This window comes from Oceanobacillus sp. FSL W7-1309, from assembly GCF_038002145.1.
In the GTDB taxonomy this organism is placed as follows: domain Bacteria; phylum Bacillota; class Bacilli; order Bacillales; family Amphibacillaceae; genus Oceanobacillus; species Oceanobacillus profundus.
The window spans coordinates 1-16,238 of record NZ_JBBOBX010000001.1; the positions used below are offsets into that span (position 1 = coordinate 1).

Below are 16,238 nucleotides of genomic sequence, written 5' to 3' on the forward strand. Positions count from 1 at the left end.
CATACAGCCCAAATAAGCGTTTCCTTTTCATTTATACGGATAGCACTAACAATACGATCAGCAGCTTTTTGTTGCGCAGCTGTAAGACTTCCCTCCCATGTACAAGGACTTTCATGCCGCGGCCAAATCGGCTTTTCGCCTGTCCACAAATAAAGTTTTTCACATTCACTAACTCTCCCCATCTCAATACATTTACGACAGTAAACATGGGTAGATTCACATTGAGTACACGGAAACTTTCCAAAAAGAGAGGACTTTTCATTGCCACATCGCTCGCAATGAAGATGGAAGTTTTTTTCTTTGATGGGTTTTAGCGGAGTAAATTGTTTCGTTGCAAGTAACTGTTTGAAGGCTGTATCATCTAGAGGTATTTCTCTTCTTAATAATAATTTTCCAGCGAAATGCAAGTGGTATTCATCCTGTTTTATCGTAATTTTGTTTGCCATGAATTCACTCTCTTTCTCATGATTTCGTCATTCCCAGACTCACGGCTGGAAATGACGATTAATTTTTATATTGGTCAGCTGACTATTTCACATACCAACCAACACCGATAGCCCCTTCGCCTAGGTGGGTGCCAATAACAGGTCCAAAATAGCTAATTGTCGCTTCCATCGAAGGATACTTTTGTAAAAATGCATCTCGTAGTTCCAGTGCAGATGCTTCATCATTACCATGGATGAAAACAACAGAAAGGTCTTTTCCTTTATTGGCATCTTCCTCAAGCATCCCAATAATTCGGTTGATCGCCTTTTTACGTGTACGAATTTTTTCAAATGGTACGATAAGTTTTTCAGAGAAATGGAGGATTGGCTTTACTTGCAAGAGACTTCCAACCAATGCCTGGGCACCTGAAAGACGGCCACCACGTTGCAAGTTAGTTAGATCGTCTACCATAAAATAAGCTTTCATGGTTTCTTTCATCTCATCTAATCGTTGAATAATCTCCCCAACTGCCTTCCCTTGTTCAGCCATTTTTGCTGCTTCCAATGCATAGAAACCCTGTACCATACAACTCATTTCGGAATCATATGCATAAACATCAATCCCATCTATCATTTCTCCAGCACTAATAACTGTTTGATACGTCCCGCTGATGCCACTGGATAGATGGACGGACACAACTGCATCATAATCTTTTTTTAGCTCTTCTAATTTGGTCGTTACATATCCGATGGAAGGTTGTGAGGTTTTTGGTAATTGCTTTGTTTCTCTTACTTTTTGATAGAATTCCTCTGTTGTAATATCTATTTCTTCCTCATAGGATTTATCTCCAAAGACAACGCTAAGCGGAACCATATGAACATTGGCTATTTCTCTTATTTCAGCAGGTATATATGCTGTGCTATCTGTCATTACAGCAACTTTCATAACCTATCTTCACCTCTAATACGATTTATGTCATTTTTTATTTTACCTCAACTTTTTCTAAAAAGCACTTGTTATTCAGTTTCTTCTCATGTATGTTTTGAGATTGGTAGAAAACCTATCTAGGAGCGCAATTTTGTTGATGATGCATGCAAAGAGGTATTTCTTTTTATCGAAAATTCGCGGATTAGTCGTTCAATCATAATTACCCTATAGATACACACGAAAAAATACCCTGATGATCAGTACCATCAGGGTATTTTAAGAACAATGCAGCTAGATGACCTCAACCCAACCTTTACGGATAGCTGAAACTACTGCCTGTGTACGATCGTTTACATTCATTTTTTGTAAAATATTACTTACATGGTTCTTTACTGTCTTTTCACTGATGTATAAGGTTTCAGCTACTGCACGGTTACTTTTGCCATCGGCCAGTAACTGCAATACCTGACATTCACGCTTTGTAAGCAAGTGTAATGGTTTGCGGTATTCAATACCTTTATCAGCGATACTTGAACTGTTTTCTCTAGCGAGACGTCGATATTCTTTCACTAGATTATGTGTAATTTTCGGATGTAAGTAAGAACCGCCATCACTGACCACTTTAATCGCTTCAATTAATGAATCGGAATCCATTTCTTTCAATAAGTAGCCTTGTGCTCCAGTTTTCAATGCATGTGTCACATAGCTTTCATCATCATGAATAGATAGAATAATTACTTTCGTATTTGGAAAGTATCTTACTAAATCAGCAGTCGCCTGCACTCCATTTATTTCCGGCATATTTATATCCATTAAGACAACATCCGGATTGTTCTCTTTAACCAGTTTAGACGCTACTGCACCATTATCACCTTCAGCTACTACTTCAAAAGATGGCTCAAAATCTAGTATTCTTTTTACACCTTCACGAAATAATTTGTGATCATCTATTAATACAATGCTAATTTTTTTCTCTGTATTCATTGCCTTTATTCCTCCCACATACTAAATACTAGTTCTTTTACGCCCTATTATGATTATGACAGATCATTTTTCTTTCTCTATATATGAATTTTCTTTTATGAGATTAATGATGCATGTTTCATTCATTTTATTTGCATCAATAATTCTATATAACCTATTATATACGTAACCTGATTAATAGGGAACTTTTATGATAATCGCTGTCCCCTTACCTGGGGAGGACTGAATATGTAACTCTCCTTCTAACATTTCCACCCTTTCTCGCATCCCAATTAAACCGAAAGATTTATCCTTTTTCAAGCTAACATCAAAGCCTTTTCCATTATCTTTAATAACCATTGTTAAGCTGTTTCTACGTATTTCTAACTTCACTTGAATTTGACTAGCTTCACTATGTTTTATTGCATTTTGAATGGATTCTTGCATTAATCTAAAAAATGCAACCTCATATTTTGAATTAAGTCGCTTTTCTTCTCCAAAGACTGAAAACTCTATCGGTACTTTGCTGTAGTCTGAAATACTGTCAACGTATTTTTTCATGGTAGGCACAAGTCCAAGATCGTCTAATGCCATTGGTCTAAGGTCGTAAATGATTCTTCTTACCTCATACAATGAGGAACGTACCATTTTTCGAACACTTTTAATTTCTTCTATCGCATCGTCCATCGAACCATTACGAATAGTTCGTTCAACAATCTCAGACCGAAGTAAAATGTTCGCAAGCATTTGTGCTGGTCCATCATGAATTTCTCTGGATATTTTTCGTCGTTCATCTTCTTGCGCTTCAATTATCTTAAGACCAAATTCCTGTTTTTCCTTAGCATTTTCAATCATTTCATTTACTTGTCTAAAATCATCCTGCAAATAATTAAGAATAACAGAAATTTTCCCAGCCAAACCCTCTGCTCGATTGATCGTATGAGTTAACGTAATTAACCTTCTTTCTAATTCGTCTCGTTTATCACGTAAAGCTTTTTCTTCCTGACGTAAAATAGCCAAATTGGTTTGCATGAGATGGGTATTTTCATACACTTCGCGAATATCTTCCTCAGAATAGCGCTCGAAGTATTTACTAACCTCTGCTAACCGCTTCCTTGAAAATCGTACGCGTTCTTCTAACTTATCCCCATTTTCAATATGCTGCAGCACTTTTTCTTTCGTTTCTTTCAGTTCCAAAACAAGGTGGTCGTGCTCCTTGCGTGCTTCTTCACTAATATTAAAAATCTCATCTTTACTATTTTCCACAACTTCGACCATATCATCAATAACATGATCCAAAGCCTTCTCAGTTATTTTTACACTCATCATTCCCCACCAACCTGTGTTATAATTATACGTACATCGTTTTATTTTTTAAAGGGTCTTTTCCCTTTTAACCGTAAATTTCATCTGGTAATTGATATTTTTTTATTTTTTTAACGTTTAGAAAGACGATACATCTACTATCATGTTCGTTTGAGGTGAGAAAATCAAGATGCTAAAAAGCTATTTAACTGTTAAAAAGAATGGAAATGATGAATTAATCATTCAAAAATCGCGGTTTATTGGTTATGTGCGTAGAGTAGAAACTGAAGAGGCTGCCCATGAATTTATACAAGAAATCAAGAAAAAGCATGCAGATGCTACACATAACTGTTCAGCATATATTATCGGCGAGCATGACCAAATTCAAAAGGCAAATGACGATGGGGAGCCAAGCGGAACAGCTGGAGTGCCGATGTTAGAGGTTCTGAAGAAACAACAGTTGAAGGATACTGCTGTTGTCGTCACAAGATACTTCGGCGGCATTAAGCTAGGAGCAGGCGGATTAATTCGTGCATATGGTGGTACAACCTCTCAGGCGATTAAAGCAACCGGCATTGTAAGAAGAAAACTGATGCAAGGTTTTTCTATTACAATCGATTATACTTTACTTGGCAAAACAGAAAATGAACTCCGAAATTCCGAGCATCTTCTTGAAACAATAAATTATGTGGAAAATGTTGAATTTATTGTGTACGTGAAACAAGATGAGGCAGAAGCATTTCAAAATTGGATGATTGATTTAACAAACGGGCAAGCAGAATTAAAAACAATCGATCAAAAATACATTGAAATTGATGTTACATCGAACGAAACAGAAGCTGAATAAAAAAACTGCGTTCTCAAGCATGAGGATGCAGTTTTTTTATTTTGCTATAACTTGGGAATGTGTATATTTTGATAAACGCTCACTACGAGAAAGCTCACTAATTAGCTTTTTAATTAAATCTTCTGAACTAATTATTTTTTTCTTCTCTGTTTCATCGATCATCTTGCTTAGCATTTCTTTATACTTTTCTTGCTCTTTCATCAAATTCCCGCCTTTTACTTGTTTTCTAGGTTATGTTTTTACATTTAATGAGAACTGTAGCATAATTTTACATAGAACGGTGTCGAAGTGTGTCGAAAATAAAAAAATAAAATTCCGTTCATCATATCTTTCGTCAAAATTTAACATTTCTGTCTGTTCTTCTGTTTTTCCTCCAACACAATGCAATTACAAGTACTGCAAGCAACGCACCTAAACTATCTAATCCAACATCGCCAATATAAGCGGTACGATTCGGCGTCAACCCCTGATGCATCTCATCTGATATAGCGTATAAAACTGTCAGCAGATAAGAGTAAACGAGACAATGCCAACGCTTTGTATTCTCAATAGTTTTTCGAAAAGCAAGGTAAAAAAACAAAACTAATAAAAAGTATACCGTCACATGAGTACCCTTACGTATAAAGAACTCGACAAAGCCATTTATACCAAGTGTATCCACACTTATAACCGATTTATTAAACGTAAAAGATATCCAACCCACTATACTTTCTAAAAAACTTAAATCTACCATATTATTCAGGAATGGTTTAATGTCCTGCTTCTCATATGGAGTTGCTGAAGAAAAAAATATAATACACATCCAACTGATTGGGAGAACCCAATAGTAGTACTTTGTCATCATTAATCTACCAAACCTCCCAAAAAAATACAATCCCCGCGAAAATTTATTATAAGGTAATTATAATGTAAACCCGCACAATTTATATAGTTTTTTTAACAATAACGCTTTATATAGCTTTTTTTTATAAAAACACATTATTTCTCTTCATTGTAAGTTGAATATGCAAGCGAACTTTGTCGAGAATCAACTATACTCATATAGACATTAAGATTAGTTACCTTTATAATTAATAATCTATGAACATATTATATTAACACCTATTGACATATAACAAGTAAATAATATACGCAAACGTATTCTGTTAAGGAGTCGAAAGTAATGAATAATAAAGCTGTAATTTTAGGAAATAACTACTATTTAGGACTGAGCACTATTCGCTGTTTGGGAAAGTATGGCATACACACTGTTGCAGTGGACTATTCAGAAGAGAATAGATATGCAGCTGAATCAAAATATGTTTCGGAAAAGCTAATTGTCCCTCACTATCAAAATGAAACAAAAGAATTTATTGATGCTTTAATTGATTATGCAAAGTCACAGGACGTGAAACCAGTTCTTATACCTTGTCACGATTCATATGTGGAAGCTATTGACGCTTATTTAGATGAGATTCGTGAATATTACCTAATCCCGCAAACCGAACAAGGGCTATATACAACGGTAATGGATAAAGGCAAACTACATCAATTAGCAGAGGAAAAAGGTATGAAAGTTCCTGAAACACTAACGATTGACACAGAAAACTTTCATGAAAAGGTCGAAAGTATTATTAAGTTTCCGTGTTTAGTTAAGCCAGTAGACTCCCCTAACTTTGTAAAGAAGTTTAGAAGAAAATTATTTAAAGTGCACTCAATGGAAGAGCTGGAAGAAAAAATAGAGCTAGCAAAAAATGCTGATCTTGAAGTTATCATCCAACGAATCATCCCTGGTTTTGATGATCATATGTATACCTTTGATGCATATCTTAATCAAGATGCTAAAGTAACCCATTGGACTACATGTAGAAAACTTCGTCAATATCCAATTAATTTTGGGGCTTCTGTCTATACCGTTCAAAAACATGTACCGGAGCTATATGAATTAGGGGCTAACTTTTTAGAAGCAATAAAATTTAAAGGCTTTGCCGAAATCGAATTTAAAAAAGATGCAGAAACAGGTGATTATTACCTAATTGAAATTAATGCTAGGATTACAAACCTGAATAGTTTACTGTACAAAGTCGGATTAAACTTCCCATACATTACGTATATGGAACTTACTGGACAACCTCTTGAACCAAAAGCTGTAAATCATAATACAAATACAGCATTTTGGTATTTTTATGAAGATATGTTAGCAGTTAAAGATTATATTAAGACTGGTCAACTGTCAGCGATGACGGTTCTTAAATCTTTATTTAGACCAAAAGCATATGCAATCTGGGACTGGAACGATCCGAAGCCTGCATTTTCATTTGCTGCAAATTTGTTCGGAAAAGTATTTCATAAAGTTACAAAACGATAGGTAATAAAAGGAGCGCTCAATTATGTTATTAACATCCATTATACAGGGCATGCAGTTTGATATAGTTCAAGGTGATTTAAATAAAGATATTAAAGCAATTGCCTACGATTCTAGAAACGTTACAAAGGATGGTATATTCGTTGCGATTTCTGGTTTTCAATTTGATGGACATGCTTTTATTCATAATGCAATTAAACAGGGGGCTTCTGTTATCATCTCTGAAAAAGCGATAACAGTTGATAAAGGGATAACCGTTTTAAAAGTAGCTAATTCAAGAAATGCGTTAGCAAATGTCTCCAGTAATTTTTATAATAATCCTACAGAAAACCTAAATTTGATTGGTATAACAGGGACAAATGGGAAGACATCAACTACTTATTTTGTTAAATCTATTTATGAAGAAGCAAGAAAGTCCATTGCGCTTATTGGTACACTAGGAACCGTGATGAATAATAAAGTAGTTAAAAATAAAAACACAACGCCTATGTCATTAGATCTTCAATATTTCTTCTCAGAAATGGTCACGGAAAAGATCGATAATTGTATTATGGAAGCATCATCCCATGCAATAAGCCTACAGCGTGTAGCATATAGTAAGTTCAATACGGCAATTTTTACAAATCTATCACCTGACCATTTAGAACTCCATAAAAATATGGAGGAGTATTTTGGGGAAAAAGCAAAGTTGTTCAAAATGACCAGCGATTACAACATTATAAATGCCGATGATTACTATGGACAACAATTGATTGAAATGGTTAAGAACGATAATCCAAAGTTAATCACGTATGGTATTCATAGTAAAGCAGATATCTGTGCAACGGATATCCATTATGCTTTCGATCATACTCTATATACAGTTAATACCCCGACTGGCAGTGTAAGAATTAAAGTAAATTTACCTGGGGATATTTATGTGCTCAATAGCCTAGCAGCTATTGCATGTGCTTATAGTAATGGTATTCCATTGGAAGTAATACAATCGGGTATAAACAATATCAAAACAATTCAAGGACGATTTGAAGTTATCTATGAAAAAGATGATTTCAAAGTTATTGTCGATTTTGCACACACGGAAGACGCACTCCAAAAAACATTAAGTATTATGAGACCCTTCGTTAAAGGAAAAATCATATTAGTGTTTGGCGTATACGCTGATACAAGTGAGAATGGAACAGAAAAACGACAAGGTATGGGTAGGGTTGCAGCTGAATTTGCTGACTTTTCTATTGTGACACTTGATAATCCAAAACAACATAATCCATCCATTATGATAAATGAAACAACAGAAGCTATCATTCGTAACAATGGTGACTTTGAAGCAATACCAGACCGAGAAAAAGCAATCCAGCATGCAATCCGTATTAGCAAAGACAATGATATGATCGTAATTGCTGGTAAGGGGCATGAGACAACACAAATTATAGGAGATACAGAAATTCCTTTTAATGAAAAAGAAATTATTTTAGATGCCTTAGCTGAAAAAGTTTCACTCTAATAAATATTTTAATAACCGGTGGTGGTATAATGACAGACAAAAAGCTAGGTGTGATTGGCGGAATGGGTTCTTTAGCCACAAAAGTATTTTTTGAGAAAATAATAGAAAATACGGTTGCATCCAAAGACCAAGATCATATCGATATGATTATTCTTAACCATGCTACATTGCCAGATAGAACCAAGGCTATTTTAGAAGGTAAAGAATTGTCTTTCTTAAATGCAGTCAAACCAGATATTGAACTTCTGGAAAAGGCAGGAGTAGAAAATATAGCTATCCCTTGTAATACATCGCATTATTTTTATGAACAAATGCAAAATATGACAAAAGTAAACATTATTAATATGGTCCGTGAAACTGCAGCGTTTATTAACAAGAGATATGGAGAGAATAGTAAAGTTGGTATTTTAGCTACAGATGGCACAATTGCTACTGGTATATATGAAAGAGAATGCTTGAATTTTAACCTTAGGCCGTATCACCCGAGTGAATTCGATCAACAAAGAATTATGCGTACGATCTACAACATCAAAGCAGATGTTAATTATCAGCCTTATGAGTTGGAGGATATGATTCAACATCTGATTACAAATGAAAATTGTTCGTCTGTAATTTTAGGTTGTACAGAATTATCTTCTGTCTACTTAGATCCTGAGATTAAAAAATATTGTGTAGACCCGATGGAAGTCCTTGTAGAAAATTCAATTATCTTATCTGGAAAATCACTTAAGAGCTCCATTTTAAATCGTCACCACACCATTAGTAATCCGTAATTTAGGGGGAATTAAATTGTGTTGAAATTAAGCCAGAATGTAACGTTCGAATCTTTCATTAGAGACTCCTTCAAGGATGGTACGTACCATAGAGAATTAAGGTTAACTGATAGTGAAGTTGAAAATGTCAAAAAGATTTTTCCAAACGCCAGCATGAAAGCCATAGCGGAAACTGAATCATTGGATAAGAAATGGTATGAAGTAAATCTTAAGAATCCGCACATGTAAATTCTCCAAGACAAGTCAAACGAAAAGGCTATGATACAATATCATAGCCTTTTTCATTATACCTATAATCTATAAGCTGATACCTTTACAGTTCAAATGGAAACAATCTATTCCTCACCTGTATTCAAGATAATTATTTCCACTCTTCTGTTTTCCCGCATGTTCGCTTCTGTATCATTCGGTACTCTCGGTCTTGTCTCACCATATCCAGCTATTGAAAAGCGAGATTCATCAATATTAAACTCCTCAATCAAATACCGTACGACACTACTTGCTCGCCCACCAGAAAGTTCCCAGTTTGATGGATAACGAAAACTGCTCATCGGTCGGCTGTCCGTGTGCCCTTCAACCTTTACTTCATTAGGGATTTCCATAAGCAGATAGCCGATTTCTTGCAAAAAGGGCTCCCCTTCTTCTAGAATGTCTGCTTCACCAGATTCGAAAAAAATGCTGTCCTGTAACACTAATACAATGCCTCGTTCTGTTCTATTAGCGGTAATAACCTCATTTAAATCATTTTCATTCAAATAGGATTCGATATCTTCTAATAAACCATTTAATGGATCTTCCTTTTCTGCCTCTTCTTGATTCATCACCTCTTTATCCTGTGATGGAAATTCAAATTCATTCGGCATTTCTCCCAAATCATCATCTTGGTTAATTTGCTCTGTTGGATTATCCATCGGCACAGCTGATGAAGAAAAATCAAGTATCATTCTATCTTGAAAAGATTGCGATATCGCTTTAAATTTATTCAAATCAATTTGTGACATGGAGAATAATAAAATGAAGAAAACGAGAATTAGGGTAACCATATCTGAGTATGTAACCATCCATTTCGGTGTACCTCTCTCATTCCGTTTCCTAGTTTCTCTACGTTTCATTAATGCTTTCCTCCGTAAAAAATCTAGATTAATCGTTTATCAAAATACGCTTCAAGCTATAAAATTCAATTTCTATAACTGTTTGTACACCTTTGCTATATATTATTTATATCGGCAATAATCTTACAAAGTTAATATGGATTCCAATCTTTAAAGATTTCAATATATATCTTATGCGTTTTCTTCATTGGCTATTTAATGGTTACTTGAGCTTCTTATTTCACAAGAGCAGGGAACGTGTATTACGTTGCACATCAAAAAACCGTAAAGCATGGTGCTAAACGGTTAGGTGACCTATTTATCTTGTTCTTGTCGCCATTTATTAAATTCAAGATATTCCTTAAATTGTTCTTTAGAAACCCCAGACTCCATTGCCTCTTTTACTATTTTCATCCATTCACTATCTAACTCTGTTTCAACTATCGAATTACTATCATTTATCAAATCGTTCACAGAAACGCCTAACACTTGACTGATTTTCTCGATAAACTGGATCGATGGGTTTGACTGAAGGTTTCGCTCAATCGAGCTTAAATAGGACTTCGCTACTCCCGCTTTTTCAGCAAGCTCTGAAATCGTCATCCGCTTTTCTTTTCGTAATTGTTTGATTTTTTCACCGATCAAGTTCTTCACCTACTTTCTCTGCGAATTATATCATAATTACGGTGAAGAGTTCTATTGTTAGCAAAAATTAAATCAAACTTATATCTTTTTACTTGCACTATTCAGAAACTGCCGAACTTCCTCTAACGATATACCTAGTTTTTTCGCACTTTTTATTAATGTAATCCATTCTTGATCAAACGCAACAATTTCAATTACCTTATCCACAATTCCGCCTCCATCACTAATCCAGATAATTTAGTTATTACCAGTAAGGCTTTTGACTAAAAATCCTGCCTCAACCTCAAACGCGATTACTTATAACAATCAATACATAAGCATATTTTACTATATATTTAGCATTAATTGGGTGACTTGTTTTGTCATATAGACACTAGTTTTGTAGTATAAGAAATTAAAATTGTTACTTATTTCGCACGCTATCCGTACACCTTTCCCACCTGATAAATAAGTACTATAATGCTCTTTTTCTATTGTAAAAATAGATTATCGTACCTGCTAATAACAGAATCAGCCCGATAAGAAGAAAGTTAAAAATGTCGGTTGCTGTACTTGGAAGTGGAGAACCGTCGTGAGGCGAGTTTCCTCCACTGCTAACTGCGCCAGCAATAGATTGTTCATCTCGGTCATCGCTTTCCCCTTCGGCTGTAAACAGCAGATAAAAATTTGCATTCAATCCTTGAAAATCGTTACCCAAATGTTCTGGAAATCGCACTGTGAATTCCAACGTCTCTTCACGGGAACTCTCTAACGTACGAGCGGCTAATCCATTAAAATCCTGCAGCTTACCATTGTATAGGATTTCATCCGAGTCGCTGATTTCCAGTAATAATTCATTATAAAGTTTCATTGAATCCCCATATGGTCTAACGGATACGAAATAATCAAAATCCAATATACCGTTATTTTGTACAACAACAGATCTTGGAGCCCAATCTCCAGGTTTCATGTTATCAATGTTAAGTAGTACTTCTTCTGGTAAAATATCAATTGTTATTTCATCAGCAGCAGAAACCGATGATGGATTTGTTATATTCATAGAGAAAGCACTTAGTACAATTAATAGTAACGGAATTATTTTTGGGAGTTTCATAAGCACCTTCCTCGTATCATTGACATGTATGCCTATTTTGCATCTGCAACATTCTCTTTTTCTTCTAATTTTCTTAACGCTCGCCATATCGTAAATCCAGAATAGCCTAGCATCAATATTCCCGGAACGATCATAAATACAATACTTCCATTAGGTGATTGAGCAAAACTACCGACGTATCCAACGTAAGGAATAGTGAATCCCTCATATGCACCTACAACATTATCTGCCAAAACTGGATTGCTATCTACAGCATTATTATTATCACCTTTTGTCGTATAAAGAACACCGCTTCCTGTTTCTTTTACCTCTGTAACCCTATGCGTAATCAGTTTATTGTCTTCTTCCATAAACGTAATGACATCGCCTTTTACGAAATTGCTTTTTTCTTCTTCTGTAATAGAACGTACAGCAATTATTGATCCTGTTTGAATATCAGGTTCCATTGACCCAGAAAGCACCGTCTTCAATTGATAGCCAAATACCTCTGGTTCCCCACCTGTCAACTTAGTTGATAGTACAAGAGCTGCTACACAAATCAGTAAAATCACAAGAACATTTGAAACAATTCGATTTATCCACTTTAAGACTTTCCTTGCTTTCATTCTTTCTCACCTTCCTGTTCGTTTGTTATTTCTTCTTTATTCTCTGCTTCTTTAAGATTTTGTTCTTTGCTTTTCACTGACGCGTTTGCCTCTTCTTTAACTTCTTCAACTTCCGTTTCGACTTCTTCTTCAATTACCTTTTCTTCTTTATCTTTGTCTTCTTTACTTTTATCTTCCTTTTTTTCTTCCGTACTTTCGGTTTCCTCTACAGTTGATTCGGATTCAACTTGCTTCTCACCATTATCTTTCGTTTCATTCGTTTGCGGTTTTGACTCTTTTTCTTCTGTATTCTCAGTACTTTTATCTAGAGGAATTTCTTCTTTATCAGCCGTTTTCGAGGAAGGACAATTTATCTTTATCCACTTACTCCAAATCGTTTTACTACTAGAATCCCCAGCAATCTCTTTTGTCGTAAATACATAGACTCCAGGTGAACTTGCTTGGAAATTAAGTTTGGTTGATTTTCCTTTATCAAGCGGAGGGATTACCCCTTCACCTTTACCTAATTTTAGTTTCTCTCCGTCTTTTTCTGGATTTCCATTTTCAATATAATACACGTGATAAGAACTGCTTTCTTTTATATCTCCAGGTCCAGTGTTTTTTATATCTGTAGAAATTTTTACGGCCTTACAAGCTTTTATGTTGTCATTTCCTTTGGAGGTAAAACGTAAATAGCTATCCGGGTCTTCCCAAGTGCCAATCGTTACATCACCTGATGTTTCTTTCGAATTCGTAAAGTGTGCTGCTGTATCGGAAGTTACATAGTTAATTGAAAATAGAAGAACATACCAAATTAACGAAACTTTTAATAGCAGGAATAGCAATTGATTCTTTTGTTTAAATTTATTTAAACGACTCATTCGCAAACCTATCTCCGCCTTTCAAAATATCTACCTTTTATACATATTCATTAGCATGTAACTTTACGTTTTATGCTAATGAATATGTATAAATTTAATTTAGAAGGAGAATGAAAATACCATCTCCCTCTACATGCAATTACTTCATTCATTATTTATTGAAAATTAGGTTTCCCATCCCTTTGAATCGCCTCAAACTCCCATTTCAGTTTTAGGGAATCTTGTTGAAAATGATTTTGGTTCTTGTCATTTTCTACAAAACTGAATCGTACAGTAAATTTTTTAGGATTACTTTTCACCGTGAAATCTTCTAAAATCGTTTTTGGGTTATCAGTCAAATCCGCAAGCGTTTCTTTAAATACTACGTTCTCTTTTCCATTCACATGATATAAATATTCTACAAGTATGTGATCACCTAAATCGTCTCCATTATTTTTTTCGCCCTTGTCAATAACTTCGTAGGAGGAATTCAAGATAACTTCCTTCATGTCTACTGTTCCGTCATTTGTAAGTTCAAAATTTCCATTAATGGTGTCACCAGGGACGATGTTTTCTATCTTAATGATGGATTCCTTGTTTATCCCTAAGTCCAAGAGTCCCGCTGCAAACGTATTTGCAGTTTCCTCTGTATCTTTAAAGTAGGCAAATGTTCCACCCGTGACCAAACTGATACCTAGTGCAGCAGTAATGAAGCTGACGGTTAAACTTTTTTTTATGTTCAATAAGATTCTCCTCTCATGGGTTTATTGATTAGCTTATGATTATGGTATTTTTAATTTGATACTTATGTAGGAGGAGAAATACTCTCCTCCGGTTTCAACTTATCTAAGTTCGCCTTCTGATTGATGAGCTGTAAATGTCCATTCAAGCTCTAATGCATCGCCTTGGAATTCATTTTGATCTTCACCATTATCAACAAATTCGAATGCTACGTACATATTGTCACTTGTACCAGCTGATAAGCCACTATCTTCACCATTCAATCCAAAGAAATGAGTCACCCAACTTTGGACGTTTTCTACGCCATCAGGAGTCTGATTTTGAAGATCATATAAAGTTGTTTCAGAAATTACATCATTATAATCTCCAATAACCCAGCCATCGCCAGTTTTATCCGCATTTTCTAGGAATAGTACTTTAATATGTTTAGCAAAATCATCAGTATTGTCACCCTTCGCATCAATAACATTAGTTACTGTAGATATATCAACTGTTGAAATATCAAGTGATCCTTCATTTCCTAATACAAATTCACGAACCATTATATCTCCAGGTTTTAAATTATCTACATCAATAATTACAGTTGGATCTACTGATAAATCTAAAGTACCTGCTGCAAACGTATTATTCGTAGTTTCCGAGTCACTAAAATAAGCAAATACGCCCCCACCGATTAAACCTAATCCTAATACCGCTGTTGCTACCCCTGCACCTAATTTTTTCTTTAAACTCATTGTAAAATTCCTCCTTTAATTTTATAAAATGATTTCTTAAAAACTTGGCATGTGAAAAGATTCCTAAATGGAAACCTAAGCAACATGCAAAATGGGAATTTTTATATCCCACGTAGCTAACACTCAATTGTCGCTGTTCGCTCATAAGCTACTACTTTTACTGCTAAAACGAATACTATTTAACGAACGAAGCTGGATACAGCAACAACCCTCCTTTCATATGTAACCTGACAAACCGCTATCGTTCTTTATTAGCTGTTTTTAATTCTTAATAACGAACGATTTAATTGGAGTATAATTTATTTTCCTCAAATAAGAAACACTCAAATTCGTTCATTTATCCGTTATAAAGAACTATTTACTTTTAAATTCTCCCGTTTCCTTAAATATACTGACATTTTTAATTTTTTTAATTATTTAACGACCTTTATAATGAACAACAGTTTTTTTCTTTCAAACACCCTACTCTTTTTTGATAATTCGTTTAAAAATTTAGCCTTTAAAGTATCGTTTAAATTGGCTATACTTAATGTAAGCCTAATCATAAGGAGCATGTCCTATGAATAAAATTTCGTTGTTTATTATTGTTATCGGTTTTGCATTCCTTGCTTTTGGTGGATTTCAATGGTATCAAACGGAAACGGCGCAAAAAGAAAGCATCGCTGAAGCACAAACTTTGCTTGATGATAAAGCATCTTTCATTTCTGCCCCATCCAAAGATCAATCTGAACTAGCTAAGGATTTCTCGCCAGATACTGGGGAAACAGTTGGTATCCTACATATTCCAAAATTGGAGGCAGACCTTCCAATCGTTGAAGGTACACATGAGGACGAGCTTGCTAAAGGTGTCGGACATTATCAAGGGACTGCCTATCCTCTGCAAAACGACCAAATTGTATTATCTGGACACCGGGATACAGTGTTTCGACGAATGGGAGAACTAGAGATTGGTGATATATTAACAATTCAATTACCTTATGGAGAATTTTCCTATGAAATTACAGATACCAAAATAGTGGATGCTGATGATCGTACAATTATTGTTCCGCATGATGAGGAAGTGTTAACATTAACAACCTGCTACCCTTTTTCATTTATAGGTAGTGCACCAGACCGGTATATTATTACTGCGCTTCCAGTTTCTAATGACATAAATGAGTAGACTTGCAATTTTCTATTAGAAACCTAAGGCAATCGCACGCCTTTAGCGAATGTCTTAGTTGCGCTGATGTGGAAAGAAATATGCAATCACTTTCTTTTCTGCCAAAAAAAATCTATACAGCACTTATGAAATCTTCATACATTTTTCATAGACTAAATTCACTATTTCGTTTATAATTTATCCAAGATTTGATATTTTTTTACATCATTCATCATTAAGAAGTCCTATAATTTTTACATTTT

18 protein-coding genes and 1 pseudogene are annotated in these 16,238 nt (G+C 34.9%); 5 read left to right on the forward strand and 14 right to left on the reverse strand.

Annotated features, from left to right (window positions below):
- The 4 genes and pseudogenes from NST46_RS00005 to NST46_RS00020 all read right to left on the reverse strand — a co-directional run.
- Window positions 1-446 (reverse strand): annotated as a pseudogene (locus tag NST46_RS00005) (DNA/RNA helicase); the annotation flags it as partial.
- Between the two features lie 82 nt (window positions 447-528).
- Window positions 529-1,371 carry a DegV family protein gene (locus NST46_RS00010; protein ID WP_118889656.1) on the reverse strand — a complete coding sequence of 281 codons (843 nt, stop codon included), beginning with the start codon at window positions 1,369-1,371 and terminating at the stop codon, window positions 529-531.
- A 273-nt stretch (window positions 1,372-1,644) separates the two neighbouring features.
- Window positions 1,645-2,337 (reverse strand): response regulator, encoded by a 693-nt coding sequence (locus NST46_RS00015; RefSeq protein ID WP_095311127.1) that lies wholly within the window; start codon window positions 2,335-2,337, stop codon window positions 1,645-1,647.
- 174 nt (window positions 2,338-2,511) lie between these two features.
- Window positions 2,512-3,642, reverse strand: a complete 1,131-nt coding sequence (locus tag NST46_RS00020; protein ID WP_095311125.1) for a sensor histidine kinase — start codon at window positions 3,640-3,642, stop codon at window positions 2,512-2,514.
- Window positions 3,643-3,811: 169 nt separating this feature from the next.
- Here NST46_RS00020 and NST46_RS00025 point away from each other — a divergent pair, with 169 nt between their 5' ends.
- Window positions 3,812-4,468 (forward strand): YigZ family protein, encoded by a 657-nt coding sequence (locus NST46_RS00025; RefSeq protein WP_341136548.1) that lies wholly within the window; start codon window positions 3,812-3,814, stop codon window positions 4,466-4,468.
- Window positions 4,469-4,504: 36 nt separating this feature from the next.
- Here NST46_RS00025 and NST46_RS00030 read toward each other — a convergent pair whose 3' ends face one another.
- Window positions 4,505-4,669, reverse strand: a complete 165-nt coding sequence (locus NST46_RS00030; RefSeq protein ID WP_158586267.1) for a hypothetical protein — start codon at window positions 4,667-4,669, stop codon at window positions 4,505-4,507.
- Between the two features lie 133 nt (window positions 4,670-4,802).
- Window positions 4,803-5,309, reverse strand: a complete 507-nt coding sequence (locus NST46_RS00035) for a VanZ family protein (protein WP_341136549.1) — start codon at window positions 5,307-5,309, stop codon at window positions 4,803-4,805.
- 321 nt (window positions 5,310-5,630) lie between these two features.
- On the opposite strand from NST46_RS00035, the gene NST46_RS00040 reads away from it, so the two are divergent.
- Genes NST46_RS00040 through NST46_RS00050 form a run of 3 tightly spaced genes read left to right on the forward strand, consistent with a single transcriptional unit; the run spans window position 5,631 to window position 9,086 of the window.
- The gene (locus tag NST46_RS00040; RefSeq protein ID WP_095311121.1) at window positions 5,631-6,815 is read left to right on the forward strand and encodes a carboxylate--amine ligase; all 1,185 of its coding nucleotides are present in this window, start codon (window positions 5,631-5,633) and stop codon (window positions 6,813-6,815) included.
- Between the two features lie 22 nt (window positions 6,816-6,837).
- Window positions 6,838-8,313, forward strand: a complete 1,476-nt coding sequence (locus tag NST46_RS00045) for a UDP-N-acetylmuramoyl-L-alanyl-D-glutamate--2,6-diaminopimelate ligase (RefSeq protein ID WP_303448180.1) — start codon at window positions 6,838-6,840, stop codon at window positions 8,311-8,313.
- Between the two features lie 29 nt (window positions 8,314-8,342).
- Entirely contained in the window at window positions 8,343-9,086 is a 744-nt protein-coding gene (locus tag NST46_RS00050; RefSeq protein ID WP_095311118.1) for an aspartate/glutamate racemase family protein, read from the forward strand.
- 335 nt (window positions 9,087-9,421) lie between these two features.
- Here the strand turns inward: NST46_RS00050 and motS are convergent, their stop codons facing one another.
- The 8 genes from motS to NST46_RS00090 all read right to left on the reverse strand — a co-directional run bounded on the left by motS (window position 9,422) and on the right by NST46_RS00090 (window position 14,834).
- Window positions 9,422-10,198: a flagellar motor protein MotS gene (motS, locus tag NST46_RS00055; protein ID WP_095311114.1), complete on the reverse strand. Its 777-nt coding sequence runs from the start codon at window positions 10,196-10,198 to the stop codon at window positions 9,422-9,424.
- A 294-nt stretch (window positions 10,199-10,492) separates the two neighbouring features.
- The gene (locus NST46_RS00060) at window positions 10,493-10,822 is read right to left on the reverse strand and encodes a helix-turn-helix domain-containing protein (RefSeq protein ID WP_095311112.1); all 330 of its coding nucleotides are present in this window, start codon (window positions 10,820-10,822) and stop codon (window positions 10,493-10,495) included.
- Window positions 10,823-10,900: 78 nt separating this feature from the next.
- The gene (locus NST46_RS00065) at window positions 10,901-11,029 is read right to left on the reverse strand and encodes an anti-repressor SinI family protein (protein ID WP_251659211.1); all 129 of its coding nucleotides are present in this window, start codon (window positions 11,027-11,029) and stop codon (window positions 10,901-10,903) included.
- 247 nt (window positions 11,030-11,276) lie between these two features.
- Window positions 11,277-11,915 carry an LPXTG cell wall anchor domain-containing protein gene (locus NST46_RS00070; RefSeq protein ID WP_251659212.1) on the reverse strand — a complete coding sequence of 213 codons (639 nt, stop codon included), beginning with the start codon at window positions 11,913-11,915 and terminating at the stop codon, window positions 11,277-11,279.
- A gap of 32 nt (window positions 11,916-11,947) precedes the next feature.
- The gene (sipW, locus tag NST46_RS00075; protein WP_341136550.1) at window positions 11,948-12,520 is read right to left on the reverse strand and encodes a signal peptidase I SipW; all 573 of its coding nucleotides are present in this window, start codon (window positions 12,518-12,520) and stop codon (window positions 11,948-11,950) included.
- On the reverse strand, window positions 12,517-13,380 hold the full coding sequence (gene tapA / locus NST46_RS00080; RefSeq protein WP_341136551.1) for an amyloid fiber anchoring/assembly protein TapA: 864 nt from the start codon (window positions 13,378-13,380) through the stop codon (window positions 12,517-12,519). Before tapA ends, sipW begins: the two co-directional genes overlap by 4 nt.
- Window positions 13,381-13,535: 155 nt before the next feature.
- Complete coding sequence (locus tag NST46_RS00085) at window positions 13,536-14,102, reverse strand: TasA family protein (RefSeq protein ID WP_158586316.1); 567 nt, start codon at window positions 14,100-14,102, stop codon at window positions 13,536-13,538.
- Between the two features lie 99 nt (window positions 14,103-14,201).
- The gene (locus NST46_RS00090) at window positions 14,202-14,834 is read right to left on the reverse strand and encodes a TasA family protein (protein ID WP_341136552.1); all 633 of its coding nucleotides are present in this window, start codon (window positions 14,832-14,834) and stop codon (window positions 14,202-14,204) included.
- 559 nt (window positions 14,835-15,393) lie between these two features.
- Here NST46_RS00090 and NST46_RS00095 point away from each other — a divergent pair.
- Window positions 15,394-15,996, forward strand: a complete 603-nt coding sequence (locus tag NST46_RS00095) for a class D sortase (RefSeq protein WP_341136553.1) — start codon at window positions 15,394-15,396, stop codon at window positions 15,994-15,996.
- Window positions 15,997-16,238: the final 242 nt, after the last annotated feature.

Excerpts from the sequence above, each read along its gene's own strand:
- NST46_RS00010 (WP_118889656.1), bottom strand. The coding sequence starts at position 1,371 with ATGAAAGTTGCTGTAATGACAGATAGCACAGCATATATACCTGCTGAA.
- NST46_RS00015 (WP_095311127.1), bottom strand. The coding sequence starts at position 2,337 with ATGAATACAGAGAAAAAAATTAGCATTGTATTAATAGATGATCACAAA.
- NST46_RS00020 (WP_095311125.1), bottom strand. The coding sequence starts at position 3,642 with ATGAGTGTAAAAATAACTGAGAAGGCTTTGGATCATGTTATTGATGAT.
- NST46_RS00025 (WP_341136548.1), top strand. The coding sequence starts at position 3,812 with ATGCTAAAAAGCTATTTAACTGTTAAAAAGAATGGAAATGATGAATTA.
- NST46_RS00030 (WP_158586267.1), bottom strand. The coding sequence starts at position 4,669 with ATGAAAGAGCAAGAAAAGTATAAAGAAATGCTAAGCAAGATGATCGAT.
- NST46_RS00035 (WP_341136549.1), bottom strand. The coding sequence starts at position 5,309 with ATGACAAAGTACTACTATTGGGTTCTCCCAATCAGTTGGATGTGTATT.
- NST46_RS00040 (WP_095311121.1), top strand. The coding sequence starts at position 5,631 with ATGAATAATAAAGCTGTAATTTTAGGAAATAACTACTATTTAGGACTG.
- NST46_RS00045 (WP_303448180.1), top strand. The coding sequence starts at position 6,838 with ATGTTATTAACATCCATTATACAGGGCATGCAGTTTGATATAGTTCAA.
- NST46_RS00050 (WP_095311118.1), top strand. The coding sequence starts at position 8,343 with ATGACAGACAAAAAGCTAGGTGTGATTGGCGGAATGGGTTCTTTAGCC.
- motS (WP_095311114.1), bottom strand. The coding sequence starts at position 10,198 with ATGAAACGTAGAGAAACTAGGAAACGGAATGAGAGAGGTACACCGAAA.
- NST46_RS00070 (WP_251659212.1), bottom strand. The coding sequence starts at position 11,915 with ATGAAACTCCCAAAAATAATTCCGTTACTATTAATTGTACTAAGTGCT.
- sipW (WP_341136550.1), bottom strand. The coding sequence starts at position 12,520 with ATGAAAGCAAGGAAAGTCTTAAAGTGGATAAATCGAATTGTTTCAAAT.
- tapA (WP_341136551.1), bottom strand. The coding sequence starts at position 13,380 with ATGAGTCGTTTAAATAAATTTAAACAAAAGAATCAATTGCTATTCCTG.
- NST46_RS00090 (WP_341136552.1), bottom strand. The coding sequence starts at position 14,834 with ATGAGTTTAAAGAAAAAATTAGGTGCAGGGGTAGCAACAGCGGTATTA.
- NST46_RS00095 (WP_341136553.1), top strand. The coding sequence starts at position 15,394 with ATGAATAAAATTTCGTTGTTTATTATTGTTATCGGTTTTGCATTCCTT.